At 36.3% G+C, this 13,584-nt stretch carries 14 protein-coding genes; 1 reads left to right on the top strand and 13 read right to left on the bottom strand.

Features of this window, described 5'->3' with window-relative positions; genetic code table 11:
• Nucleotides 1–6: 6 nt before the first annotated feature.
• The 9 genes from LC095_RS19195 to LC095_RS19155 form a co-directional block, all read right to left on the bottom strand.
• Entirely contained in the window at nt 7–1,785 is a 1,779-nt protein-coding gene (locus tag LC095_RS19195; protein ID WP_226529693.1) for a sensor histidine kinase, read from the bottom strand.
• A 13-nt stretch (nt 1,786–1,798) separates the two neighbouring features.
• Entirely contained in the window at nt 1,799–3,343 is a 1,545-nt protein-coding gene (locus LC095_RS19190) for a response regulator transcription factor (RefSeq protein WP_226529692.1), read from the bottom strand.
• A gap of 122 nt (nt 3,344–3,465) precedes the next feature.
• The gene (locus LC095_RS19185) at nt 3,466–3,648 is read right to left on the bottom strand and encodes a hypothetical protein (RefSeq protein ID WP_226529691.1); all 183 of its coding nucleotides are present in this window, start codon (nt 3,646–3,648) and stop codon (nt 3,466–3,468) included.
• A 48-nt stretch (nt 3,649–3,696) separates the two neighbouring features.
• The gene (locus LC095_RS19180; RefSeq protein WP_226529690.1) at nt 3,697–4,218 is read right to left on the bottom strand and encodes a DinB family protein; all 522 of its coding nucleotides are present in this window, start codon (nt 4,216–4,218) and stop codon (nt 3,697–3,699) included.
• A 77-nt stretch (nt 4,219–4,295) separates the two neighbouring features.
• Nucleotides 4,296–4,751, bottom strand: coding sequence for an NUDIX hydrolase (locus LC095_RS19175; RefSeq protein WP_226529689.1), 456 nt, complete (start codon nt 4,749–4,751; stop codon nt 4,296–4,298).
• Between the two features lie 24 nt (nt 4,752–4,775).
• Nucleotides 4,776–5,189, bottom strand: a complete 414-nt coding sequence (locus tag LC095_RS19170; RefSeq protein WP_226529688.1) for an HIT family protein — start codon at nt 5,187–5,189, stop codon at nt 4,776–4,778.
• 260 nt (nt 5,190–5,449) lie between these two features.
• A complete protein-coding gene (locus LC095_RS19165; protein ID WP_226529687.1) occupies nt 5,450–6,211 on the bottom strand; it encodes an SDR family oxidoreductase in 762 nt (253 codons plus the stop codon).
• Between the two features lie 214 nt (nt 6,212–6,425).
• Nucleotides 6,426–6,974, bottom strand: coding sequence for a MobV family relaxase (gene mobV, locus LC095_RS19160; RefSeq protein WP_226529686.1), 549 nt, complete (start codon nt 6,972–6,974; stop codon nt 6,426–6,428).
• Nucleotides 6,975–7,087: 113 nt separating this feature from the next.
• Complete coding sequence (locus tag LC095_RS19155; protein ID WP_226529685.1) at nt 7,088–8,068, bottom strand: aldo/keto reductase; 981 nt, start codon at nt 8,066–8,068, stop codon at nt 7,088–7,090.
• Between the two features lie 195 nt (nt 8,069–8,263).
• Between LC095_RS19155 and LC095_RS19150 the strand changes: the two genes are divergently transcribed.
• Complete coding sequence (locus LC095_RS19150) at nt 8,264–9,172, top strand: AraC family transcriptional regulator (protein WP_226529684.1); 909 nt, start codon at nt 8,264–8,266, stop codon at nt 9,170–9,172.
• Nucleotides 9,173–9,244: 72 nt separating this feature from the next.
• Here LC095_RS19150 and yhbH read toward each other — a convergent pair whose 3' ends face one another.
• The 4 genes from yhbH to LC095_RS19135 form a co-directional block, all read right to left on the bottom strand.
• Entirely contained in the window at nt 9,245–10,414 is a 1,170-nt protein-coding gene (yhbH, locus tag LC095_RS19145; RefSeq protein ID WP_078435644.1) for a sporulation protein YhbH, read from the bottom strand.
• A 373-nt stretch (nt 10,415–10,787) separates the two neighbouring features.
• On the bottom strand, nt 10,788–10,946 hold the full coding sequence (locus LC095_RS19140) for a hypothetical protein (protein WP_226529683.1): 159 nt from the start codon (nt 10,944–10,946) through the stop codon (nt 10,788–10,790).
• Between the two features lie 64 nt (nt 10,947–11,010).
• Nucleotides 11,011–11,145 (bottom strand): hypothetical protein, encoded by a 135-nt coding sequence (locus LC095_RS26915; RefSeq protein WP_264196114.1) that lies wholly within the window; start codon nt 11,143–11,145, stop codon nt 11,011–11,013.
• Between the two features lie 104 nt (nt 11,146–11,249).
• Nucleotides 11,250–13,145, bottom strand: a complete 1,896-nt coding sequence (locus tag LC095_RS19135) for a PrkA family serine protein kinase (RefSeq protein ID WP_078435456.1) — start codon at nt 13,143–13,145, stop codon at nt 11,250–11,252.
• Between the last annotated feature and the right edge of the window lie 439 nt (nt 13,146–13,584).

Here is a 13,584-nt window from a genome sequence, read left to right as displayed (position 1 = left end):
AATTCTTTAGATATTTGTAAAATTTTCATCAGTACCAATCGGAATTCGTATTTTCACACTTGTTCCTTCACCTAGTTTACTAGAAATTTCTACACCATATTTTCCCCCGTAAATAAGCTGTAAGCGCTCATGTACATTTCGGACACCAATCCCTGTAAAGTGTTGTTGCTTTCTTTTTGTATCAGGAAGAGTATTCTCAGATGAAATCTCCATCCCATCACCATTGTCCATTATTTCAAATAATAATGTATGATCTTTCTTCCAAATCATGAGATTAATAAAGCCTTCTGTTTTTGAATTAAATCCGTGAAAGAAGGAATTTTCTATAAAAGGCTGTAAAATAAGCTTTGGAATATGATACTTTTCACAATCTGGTGATACGAAATAGTTCACTTTGATTCGATCGCCATAGCGCATTTGATTGATGTAGACATATGCTTTCAAATTATCTACTTCTTGTTTGATTGTAATGGTTTCACTCCCGTTTCCTAACGTGTTTTGCAGCAGAGTAATCAACGAACGAATCGTCTCTTCAGCCTCTGCCTTTCCTCCTTGCTGTACCAAAAATTTGATGGAAGTGAGGGTATTATATAAGAAATGGGGATTGATTTGTTGCTGTAAGGCAGCAAGTTCAGCATGGCGTTTTTCCTTCTGAAATTGCACAAGTTTCTCCAAGTACTCCTGTAATTCATCCAGCATCGAATTATAAGCCAAACCAATTTGTCTTGTTTCATATGTGCCTGTTACTGAAACATATTGATCAAAATTGTACTTTGACGTATTTTCAATTTGTCTTACTAACGTTGATAAAGAATTTGTCACTCTCCTGGTGACAAGAAAAACAATAACGAGCGCAACTAATACAATCCCAACTGATAACAAAACAATTTGCTTCTTATTAAATAAACCGCCTATGGCTGTTTTCTTATCAATCACATTAACAAAATACAAATCCATCGAAGGAAGATATTTCGTAAAAATAATATGATCTTCTCCCTTTATTTCTCCAATTTCATAATGATTTGTTACATCCTCATTTGATTTCAAATAGGTTATAAGCTCGTCCGCTTTATGACCTATGTTAGAGGTTTGATTACTGGAAAGAATGTACCCGGATTTATTTAATACAAACACATCATTCCCCGCGCTTGTAAAACTGTTATAAAATGATTTAAATTCACTTTCTTGAATAACAAAATACAGGGCACCATATATGTTCCTCGAGATACGGTCTTGCAATGCTTTGGAAATCACAATAAAATGATCGTCCACGTTGTTTTCCTTCTGACCAAATTGATAAATCAAACGATTTGGATCTTTTAACGTATTTTCAGTCAGCTCCGTTGATCTTAAGCTGTCAAATGTAATAGGCCAATACGTACGGCCTGTTGCATAATTAAAGCCATTTTTCCCTGTAATCATAATTTCAACTTCATACGTTTCCATCGGGGAATGAATCCGATTGATCTGCTGGCTCATATCATAAATGGATCTCATTTCCTGCCTATTTGTTTGTTCATCTGTAAGAATATTTTTGATCGTGCCGCTTTGTGAAATATTGTTTGATGCAATGACAACGGCATAATGAAACGCCTCTAAGTTCTCCTTCACCTGGTCCATCACTTTTGCATTTGTAATACTAAACTTATCAATAAAAAATTTCTCAGACATCCTAAATGTCGTCCATGTAATGATGATCGAAACAGACACAATTGTGATAACGGTTACAATAAACATAATAAAAAATAACCCATTATGTTTGAAATGATTATGAAATACCCTCACCTCTTCACATCTCCTATTTCATATATTGTTTTCTTCTATATTGACTAGGAGATACTCCCTTTAACTTTTTAAATACTTTGCAAAAATAGCTATGATCTGAGTATCCAACTTTTCCGCCTATTTCTGCAATCGGTAACGTATCATGAATTAACAGCTTACTGGCTTCCTCAATTCGCACTTTATTTAAATATTCATTAAATCCTTCATTATTATTTGAAGAAAAATAACTTGATAGATAGGTCGGATTAAAGTGAAAATGGTTTGCTACACCTGTAAGTGTTAGCGGGTCTGCATAATGTTCCTGAATATATTCCAAAATCATTTTCATATTTGACTTAGACGAATGACTGTTTTTTGCATAGACAACTTTTTTGACCTCTGCTAAAAATTGATGAAACAATTCCACAACCTCTCTAGCTGATTTTGCTTCATCTATCGAGTTAAAATAGTTGAATTTACCGTTTTCCAACTCATCCACTTCATAATCCATATTATTGAGCAGAACTGTTATTGTAAAAATCATATTTTCATAGAAAGACTTGTATTCAAAAATATTCGTAGTAAAACTAGTTGATAGCTCATTTACATATGTTTGCAAATAATCAAACGCAAGCTCAAACCGTTCATGCTTCAGTTCATTCGTAAACCAGTCCAAATTAAACGACGAGGTTTTGATAGATTCTGCAGGTATCCCTTCTTCAGTCAATACGGTTACATCCGGGAAATAAAAACGGTAGTTCAACATCTTCTTTATTCCTTCTTTATAGACATGCCCGATCTCAGAGAAGTCCATAAATTCTTTACTTACCGCAAAACTAGCTCCAATCTTAGAATCAGCTTCAGCTTTAACAAACTCTAGCACCTTTGTAAAATGGTTTTTCTCCATATTCATTAGAAAAACAATGTCGTTCTGCTCACCATTAAAACAATAATGCACAACATCCTTTAACACATCATCAAAAAATGATCCAAGCTTCTCCTTTAGTGACTGCTCATATCCTTCTTCTCCATCACATACATTTACTGCCATTAGATAGTATGTGGAATTCGGAAAAATTCCTGAAACCAACTCTTCATCAAGATCTTCCTGATAGCCTGACATTAACCGGTCAATTAAGTAAGTGACTGAAATCGAATGATCTTTACTCTTTTGAGATTCAGGTGTAGCAGGTATTTTGCTTACTGCTGTTTTTAATACCTGTAGCAACCCCTCAGCATCAAGTTTTGGCTTTAACATATAATCTACAGCTCCATGCTGGAATGTTGAGCGAACATAATCAAACTCCCCAAAGCTGCTTAAGATAATGATTTGAATATGTGGATATTTCTCCTTCACAATCCTCGTTAACTCTTCTCCGTCCATGATCGGCATAACAATATCAGTTAAAATAATATGTGGATTTGTTTGCTCAATTAATTCAAGAGCCTCCTGCCCATTTGATGCTTCACCAATTACTTGAAAACCCTCTTGCTCCCAATTTATATAATGCTTGATCCCTTGTCTAATTAACTTCTCATCATCCACAATCAGTGTTCGATACAACTCTCCCGATTTCATCGTTATCCCTCCCATAAGAGACAATCAACTAAGTAGTTCTCATTTTATTATACACTCTTATCGGGTGCGGCAGATGACAAAATATGCAGCAATGATTTAAATCCAATGAAAGAAACCCCGGTTCATTTCCCGGAGTTCCTCTTGGTTATGTAATGTTCAACGAAAGCAATACCTACAGAAGTTCCCAGCGCAACAGAAAACGCTGTCAACACATCCAGAGATGGTTTAAAAATTGCATTTATCATTAAATTACAGATAAAGAATCCTAAAAAGTAAGCTAAAGACTTATACAAAATCCGTTTCAAATATTTTCCCCCTGTGTATACCAATCACATGAATGTTCCAAGTTTTTGTTAAAGACTTTCTTTATACCACTTTCTAAGCTGATTGATATGTGCTTGATGATAGCGATTGTGGTCAGCCATATGCCAGAGGCCCCATCGAATGGTTGCTTTCTTTTCATTCTCGTGACCAAAAGTGACAACCTTATCTAAGTCAGCATCTGTCAAATGTGTACATGTATCTTTCAATGTGTTTAATACACCTTCATACTGATCCATAAGTGTGTTCAAAGCTATCCCCTTAATCATTGGAAGTCGATCATTTTCATCGATCATTGGACCATATTGTTCTTTTAACGAATCCGGGAGCGGTTTTCCTTTTATTCTATAAACCCAATTAAGTTCAACATACATGATATGTTTTATTAACTGAGCTGTACTATTATAGTTGTTATTTGGACCCTGGTAATCTACTTCTTCCTGCGACATGCCAGCCGTAATAGATTGTAATCGTTGGCTATTTTCCTTTATAGTTGAATACAATATCCCAACTATTTGTGACATATTTGCTTCGCCTTGTAAATCGTATAGCATATATCTTCCTCCTTGGTTTATCAAAACAATATTTTATTCGTTATTCTTTCAATCCCAACCTCTCTCCCTTTACTTATTTATATATTATGTATTTTGGATAATAAATCTTCAAATATGTCTTTCTGAGAAGGAAACAGCCTATCAGGCAATGAATCTAATGTAAAAAATTTAACGTCCAACGATTCATTATTTAGAGTGATATCACCTTTAAAATCTTTACACTTAAAGAGTATTATCACATCATAAAATTTGTGCCCATTTTCTAGAATCTGTTGCCTGCCATTACCTGAATAAACATTAAATAATTCCATTTCACCTAGAATTATTCCCGTTTCTTCGTAAATTTCCCTTCTTGCTGTTTCTTCAGCAGACTCTCCTAATTCCATAAATCCACCAGGTAGTCCCCAATATCCGTTATCTGAACGTTTATGAAGTAATAACCGATTGTTATCGTCTAAAACGATCGCTCCTGCTGCAACTAAAATAACATAATTTTTTCCGACCATCTTTCTTATATATTTAATGTAATCCACCCTATTCTTCCTTCCCTTAGTTTATTATCTTTTACCTACTCTTTTATTCTCCGTACCCTTGAAAAGATACCTAATCCCCTTACCAGCCATCGCTTCATCTTTATATCTTGGAATTACATGTAGATGAGAATGAAAAATATGTTGTCCGCCTATTTCTCCACAATTCCATCCGATGTTATAGCCCTGTGGTTGATGTTTTTCATCAAGGTATTTTTTTACTTCTATAAGAAGTGTATAGGTTGCATCCCATTCTTCTCTACTCAAATCGAATGCAGTTTCTCTATGTTTTTTTGGAACAATAAGTCCAGCTCCTTCAAGTTGGCTCCCTTTTGTCTCAGATTGCTCCAACTGCAAGAACATACAATGATCATTACTTACTATTACTTTTTGTTTAGCATCTAGATCTGGATGACAGAAAACACAGTCATTTTTTTGCATGATATAACAGCTCCTTAAAACGAATCATTTTACTCAATAGAAAAAACACTCAATTTTCGAGTGCCCTTTTTATCTTTTCTTCTTTTTTGATCTACTATCAAACAAACCTATTGCAACTGCAACCCCAATAGCTACTGCAAACCATGAAGTGAAACTCATCACTTCCACCGCCTTTTTTGTGCTTAATACTTATACGTATTTAAACGCGATAGGTTTCAGTTACTTAAAAAGGGCTTCGTTCCTTTTTAATTTACATTCTTTCATTTTACCTTGTCCCTTAAATACTCCTCAAATGAAATTCCCTCAAGTTTTCGAAAAGGATTCGTGTTTTTTCCATCAGAAAAAGATTTGGATAGTTTGCCTGGTAAAGATATGCTTAAAACTTTATTTGACTCATTATTGATTTTGATTTTCTGTTCAGCCATTTCTTTTAATGTTAAAATTTCTGGCCCTGCAAAATCTCCTATTCTTCCTTGTGGATCTTTTTCCACTAAGCTTATAAGATGTTTTGCAAATTCATTTACATCAACACTTTGAAATTTAAAGTTCCCGGGGACTATATATCTATTAAAGAAAGGTTTTGATAGAAATATATTTTCGATAAAATGGTGGAACTGTGTGGAGCGTACAATTGTGTGTGGGATAGCGCTGTTTTTAAGCAACTCTTCTGCTTTTAGTTTTTGCTGATAATAGGTAAATGGTATATCATCGATTCCAACAATTGAAGGATAGATCATATTTTTTATGTGTTGCATTTTCCCTAAGAATTCTTTAAAACCTGAAACTTCAACGATTTTTGAATGCTTAACAGGGCTTGTTGCTGCATGGATTATTACATCTACATCTTTTACGGCTTCCTCTAAACCTTCACCTGACAATAAATCACTATAAACCCATTCACCATTTCCAATTCTCTCAGGCTTACTTCTAGAAGTTAATTTAATTTGATAATCAGAGCTTTCTAGTTGATTAAGTAAGGCAGAACCTAGTTTTCCAGTTGAACCAGTAACAAGTATTCTCACGTACAACACCCCTATTTAAATTAGGTTTCCTTTAACTTGTTAAACATTACAGTCTGATAATCTTGATTTATCGTTCGGTTCATTACTTTAAGGACATTTGCCAAAACCCCACCACTATTTTAACAGTTATATCCAATTAAATATATGTTAAGCAGCACACAAAAAGACGTGTTGTTCTGCCAACGCGCCTAATCCTTTTAAATAAATGTCCTTCTTAAAAAAGTGAGCTCGAAACAGCTATATTTTCCTGTTTACTCGAAACTGAACGTTTCAAGTTGAATCCTTCTTCATTCATATGGTTAAGAATATCATCTTGAAGCATGGCCAAGTTTAACCTCGAAAATATATGATTCGCATTAAGTCTATAATCTTCCGTAATTGGCACAAGTCCAACGTGCATATGAGGAGGTTTTTCATCGTTATGAACACTGGCATAAATGATATTCTCAGCTCCATACTTTTCTTGTAGAAATTCCAAGGCTTTTATAAAAAATCTCTTTTTATTTTTGACTGATAGGTTCTCAATGAACTTGCTTTCAGATGTGATGAGAAATTCACATAGTCTCACTGCATCTCTCCGTATTTTCTTTTTGGTCAAGACAGCTTGCTCTATTCTCCTTTCCACTGCTTTTATATAATCTATTTTTCTCTTATTGACCAGGTCATAGTTTATACTTTCCATCCCTTGTTGATTGTGGAATTGAACTTCTTGAATATCAGAAGCTTTCAATTTTTGCATTCTTATAATAAAAAAGGAACTCATCGGACAAAACCTCTCTTTCTTACAATGAATGATTACAATCCAAGTACTACATTTTACTTTTAAATGATAATCTGCTCATGAAGAATGAACAGATTATCTTTATTGTTCAATACTTAATAATGTCCAACAATTGAGTGTGGGACATATGGTTCTTCCAAAAACGCAACATCTTCCGTTGTTAACTTTATAGGTAGTGCACTTACGGCATCTTCAAGATGCGATATTTTTGTAGCACCAATAATTGGAGATGATACGGTTTCTTTCTGTAGTAACCAGGCAAGTGCAATATAGCTGCGTGGAACACCATATTTTTCTGCGATGGCTGCAACTCGTTCAACTACAAGTCGATCTGCATCAGCGGTTGCATCATATTTAGATTTTTGAATTTGATCTGTTTCGGAACGATGAGTTGTTTCCGACCAATCACGTGTTAATCTTCCTGATGCGAGCGGGCTATATGGTGTTACCCCAATTCCTTCTTCCGTACAAAGTGGAAGCATCTCCCGCTCCTCTTCACGGTAAATGAGGTTTAAATGATTTTGCATGGACACAAACTTAGTCCATCCATGTATTTCTGCTACATGTAATGCTTTTTGGAATTGCCAGGCAAACATAGCCGAGGCACCGATGTATCTTGCTTTTCCAGCCTTCACAACATCATGCAATGCTTCCATTGTTTCTTCAATCGGTGTATGGTAATCCCATCGGTGGATGATATAAAGGTCCACATAATCAGTTTCCAACCTCTTAAGACTTTTATCCATTTCACTCATAATGGCTTTTCGGGAAAGTCCGGACCCGTTTGGACCTTTATGCATTTGCCCGTGAACTTTAGTTGCGATTACTACTTCATCACGATTCGCATATTCCTTAAGTGCACGCCCAAGATATTCCTCACTTGTCCCAAGAGAGTACACATTTGCTGTATCAAAAAAGTTAATCCCCAACTCAAGTGCTTTTTTTATAACGGTGCGGGAGTTTTCTTCATTAAGAACCCATTGGTGAATCCATTTGCTGGCGTCCCCAAACCCCATACATCCCAGACATAATCGGGATACATCCAAACCTGTGTTTCCAAGTTTTACATATTCCATGTTCATCACCCTCACTTTTTTAAAATCTAGCCTTTAAAATTAATTGAGCATCAAGTCTTTCTTTATTATGCAACAAAGTGAAAAGAAAGCGGTATCGCAATCCTATCAAGTTTTTGCCTAATCCTATCAGGCCTGTTTACATGATCGGCAAGTGTAAGCTAGAATGTGACTATTACATCTATAGGAGAATTCGACATGACCGAGGAAATCTACATACAGCAGAACGAACTAGCCAAACTCATTGAACGTTTTACAGTGCTGGATGGGGTTCATCCTACTGACATCCCGTCTTTATTTTTAATACGTGAATCAAGTGTTTCCGAACCGATTGCAAGAGTGAATGAAACATCCTTTTGCATAATCGTACAAGGTGAGAAGGAAGTATTGTTAGCGGATGAACACTTTAGGTATGGTTCTGATCATTATATAGTTGCATCTGTTGACCTGCCTGTTACCGGACAAGTTGTAAAAGCTTCATCTGACATTCCTTATTTGGCTGTTAAACTTGAGTTTACACCTAGCCAAATCTTAGATGTTTTGAGTGACGTTGACATTCGGATAGGAAAGGGGAAAAACGCCAAACGTGCTATGTTTGTCAGTAAAACAGAGCCTTTTCTATTAGATGCGGTCATTAGATTAGTACGATTGCTGGAAAATCCTAAACACATCCCGGCACTTGCTCCATTATTCACGAAGGAAATTCTTTATTGGATCGTACAAGGTCCTCTTGGAGAAGCTATTGAACAAATGGCAATTGAGGGAAGCAAAGGCAATCGAATTAGAGATGTGATTGAATTTATCATGAATCACTATGAAAATTCGTTTAAAATCCATGAGCTTGCAGAGATTGCGAATATGAGTGTTGCCTCACTTCATCGGAACTTTAAAGAAGTTACGGCTATGAGCCCCATTCAGTTCCAAAAACAATTGAGACTCCAAGAAGCAAGACGCATGTTGTTAGCCGATTCGACAGATATCACTGACATTGCATTTCGAGTTGGATACGAAAGCCAATCACAATTCAGTCGGGAATATGCCCGTATGTTTGGTCTTCCACCACGAGATGATATAAAACGTGTGAAGGAGAATTCAATGGAAGGGTGAATATATAGGCTGATATTCACGAGAAAGCATTAAACCCATTAAAAAAAGCCCCAATTCACAGGGGCTTTTTGTTTAAGCATACATTTCGTTTTCTTCTTTCCTAAAGAAACTTTTCATCGCTTGGAAAACATCTGCTTTTTGTTTGAGGATATAATAGCGGAAATTCTCATCATTAATATTTTTATATGCGGACATTAGGGTTGAGTGACGGTTGTACTGATTGACCTCTCCATAACCAAAAATATTTGAAACCTTCATAAGCTCGCCAACAAGTTTGACACAACGTGCGTTATCTGATGTTAAATTATCACCGTCTGAGAAATGAAATGGATAAATATTATATCTTGCTGGACTATACTTCTCTTCAATGACTTCAAGTGCTTTTCGATAGGCTGAAGAACAGATGGTACCTCCGCTTTCTCCTTTTGAAAAGAAATCCTCTTCTGATACGACTTTTGCTTCGGTATGATGAGCAATAAATTCAATATCTACTTTTTCATATTTTGTTCTAAGGAATCTTGTCATCCAGAAGAAAAAGCTTCGTGCCATATATTTTTCCCATAACCCCATCGAGCCGCTCGTATCCATCATGGCGATCACAACGGCTTTGGACTCCGGTTTCACCACTTCATTCCATGTTTTAAATTTTAAGTCCTCAGGATAGATTGGATGGAATTTGGACTTGCCTGCCATAGCATTCCGTTTATAGGCAGAAAGCATGGTACGTTTTTTATCAACATTGCCCATTAACCCGGTTCGTCTTATATCATTAAACTCAATATTTTCAATGACAATATTGTCTCGCTCTTTTTGTTTTAAATTTGGAAGCTCTAACTCCTTAAATAAGGCTGCTTCTAGTTCTAATATGGAAACTTCCGCTTCATAGTAATCTTCTCCAGCTTGGTCTCCTGCTCCCTGACCTTTGCCGGGACCCTTCGCATCTGCTTGTGATCCATCTCTCGCAACAACATCACCGACCTGACTCTCCCCATCGCCTTGACCAACATGCTTATTTTTATCATAGTTATAACGGATTTTGTATTCGTCGAGTGAACGAATTGGAATTTTCACTACATCCTTCCCATTTGACATGACAATGCTTTCTTCTGTGATAAGGTCTGGAAGGTTGTTACGAATAGCTTCTTGTACTTTTTCTTGATGGCGTGTTTGATCATCATGGCCTTTGCGATGGAGGGTCCAATCTTCTTGTGAAACAACAAAGTTTTGTTCTTGACTAGACATATAAACAATTCCCCCTCCGGTAATTTTTTAAATTCATTGCCCTTGTTTTGCCATTTTTCATTTGTTTTAAAAATAAGTGTCACATTTTTCAAATTATCAGCATACATTAACGTGGATGAGTAAATAGGTACGTACTAGCTCCGTCGATTTCTGTGGATTACTCTATCCTATGCGAAAGATTTGATTTATTGACAAATAATTTAGAAAATAAAACGGTAATCTTTAAAAATAAGACAAGGTCCCAAACCTATATTGGACAAGTTCAGAAAACTTGGCTTGTCGCTAAGCCCTAATGGCGAAAGCCTTAGTTTTTCTTATACGACATCCATAAAAAACTATATACTATCTAATAGTACAAAAAAGAGAGTTACATTTACTGCGAACTCTCTTTACTATTCGTTTCATATTGAATTGGATCTGGAATTTTACCATCTTCTTTAACTTGTTTATTTGTTTGCATTTTTTCCATCATCTTTGACTGTTCTTCGAGATCTTTTTGGTTACGTACCATTGTATTTACAACTTTTTTCATTCGTCTATCACCTCTTGTGACATTTGTCTTTATATTCCCGCTTTTCATTGCGGGTAAACTTGCACTAAGGGTGATAGCTCCTACTGATATCAGCCATTACACTCGTTTTTCCGTTCATTGCGGACAACATTTCAACCATGAACATTCTTTTTCCGCCGATGGACGATATTTCGATCATTCCGCTAAACTTATCAACCACTTTTGATCATATTTCGACCACTCTGCCAACTTTTCCAGCCACTCTCTTTAAAAAAGAAAAGCTGACAAGTTTCTGCCAGCCGCATGGGGAGGTGTTGGACATATTTATCGGTTTAATAAGCTTCCGACATAGCGAAGTAAATCATTTGCAGAGTTTGAGTTGTAGCCGTGCTCATCAATGAGGCGTGCGACAACTTCGTTAACTTTCTTAAGCTGTTGCTCGTCTGGTGTTTTCGATGATGTTGTTATTTTCACTACATCTTTTAAGTCTGCAAATAGTTTCTTTTGAATCGCTTCTCGTAAGCGCTCATGTGAATTGTAATCAAATCGTTTTCCTTTTCTAGCATAAGCAGAAATTCGGATTAAGATTTCTTCACGGAATGCCTTTTTCGCATTTTCTGAAATGCCAATTTGCTCCTCAATGGATCTCATTAATTTTTCATCTGGATTCATTTCTTCACCAGTTAAAGGATCACGAAGTTTATTTTTATTACAATAGGCTTCGACATTATCCAGATAATTGTCCATAAGCGTTTTAGCAGACTCTTCATATGAATATACAAATGCTTTTTGAACTTCTTTTTTCGCCATATCATCATAAAGCTGACGTGCCACCGAAATGAAGTTTAAGTATCTTTCACGATCTTCATTTGAAATAGAGGCATGCTGATCAAGACCTTCTTTTAGTGCTCTTAATACATCCAGAGCATTAATAGATGGTACTTCTTTACGAATAATGGTAGAAGAAATACGATTGATGACATAACGCGGGTCAATACCGGACATACCCTCATCATTGTATTCTTTTCTAAGCTCATTCACATCAACAGAGTTAAAGCCTTCCACACTTTCTCCATCATACAATCTCATTTTCTTCACTAGATCGATATCTCCACGCTTTGGTTCTTTTAAGCGCGTTAAGATCGTGAACATAGCAGCTACCTTCAACGTATGTGGGGCAATATGAACATCTGACACATCACTCTCGGAGATCATTTTTTCATAAATACGCTCTTCTTCCGTGACCTTCAGATTGTATGGAACCGGCATAACGATAATCCGCGAATGAAGGGCTTCGTTCTTTTTGTTTGAAATAAACGAGCGATACTCAGTTTCATTCGTATGTGCCACAATAAGCTCATCAGCTGAGATTAATGCAAATCGACCTGCTTTGAAATTCCCTTCCTGTGTAAGAGAAAGTAAATGCCATAAAAACTTCTCATCACATTTTAACATCTCTTGGAACTCCATCATCCCGCGGTTCGCTTTGTTTAATTCCCCATCAAAACGGTAGGCACGGGGATCAGACTCAGAACCATATTCTGCAATGGTTGAGAAGTCGATGCTTCCAGTTAAATCAGCAATATCCTGTGACTTTGGATCTGATGGGCTGAAGGTACCGATACCAGTACGTTTATCTTCAGATAGGAAGACTCTCTCAACGCGAACATCTTCAATACGTCCGCCATATTCTTGCTCTAATCGCATCACATTTAGAGGTGATAAGTTACCTTCAATTCGAATTCCGTATTCATCATAAAAATCTTCACGTAAATGATGTGGAATTAAATGAAGCGGATCTTCATGCATTGGACAACCTTTAATCGCATACACTGCACCGCGGTCAGTTAACGAATACGACTCCAACCCTCTTTTTAACATTGTTACCAATGTAGATTTACCACCACTTACCGGACCCATTAAGAGCAAGATCCGCTTTCTAACATCCAGTCGTTTGGCAGCAGGGTGAAAATATTCTTCCACCAATCTTTCAAGAGCATCTTCTAATCCATATAGCTGATGATCAAAAAACTTATAAGTACGTTTCCCTTCAACTTCTTCAATTCCAGCATCTTTTATCATATTGTAAACCCTGGAATGTGCTGATTGGGCAACCCACGGCTTCTCTTTGACAATCTCCAAATATTCTACGAAGGTTCCTTCCCACTTTAAGCGCTGTTCATCTTCCCTGTACTTTTCAATTTTTTTTAAGATATCCATAAGGACCTCCTTCATCATTGGTCGTACTTGTGACTAACTCGTGCAGTTTAATACACTTTATGCGAGGATGTCCTTTAACATTCTTCATTGGAGGGAAAAAGGTTGAATCTTTTTAAGAGGAGCAATTTTGATTTGTCTTTCATGCACATTGGTGAGGGGGTGTTCTTTTGTTTTGACTTTCATACTTTGGGTGATAGACATTTCATTTGGTCTCGTTCTTACTTTTGTCTTTCATACTCCTGATGAAAGACATTTTATTTGGTCTCGGCCCTCCTTTTGTCTTTCATACTCCTGATGAAAGACATTTCATTTGGTCTCGGGATTAAGTCCATATAATTGTGTAAATACAAAAAGAGTCAAATTAATTCCTTTTGGTCACAATGGTTATCAGCGACGAAAAACCTTGTGGAGGAATTAATTATGACTCAAATTCAGTTTA

The organism is Metabacillus niabensis, from assembly GCF_020524345.1.
Classification (GTDB): domain Bacteria; phylum Bacillota; class Bacilli; order Bacillales; family Bacillaceae; genus Metabacillus; species Metabacillus niabensis_B.
The sequence above is the reverse complement of the archived record's forward strand: the minus strand, read 5'-3'. Positions and strand labels throughout refer to the sequence as shown.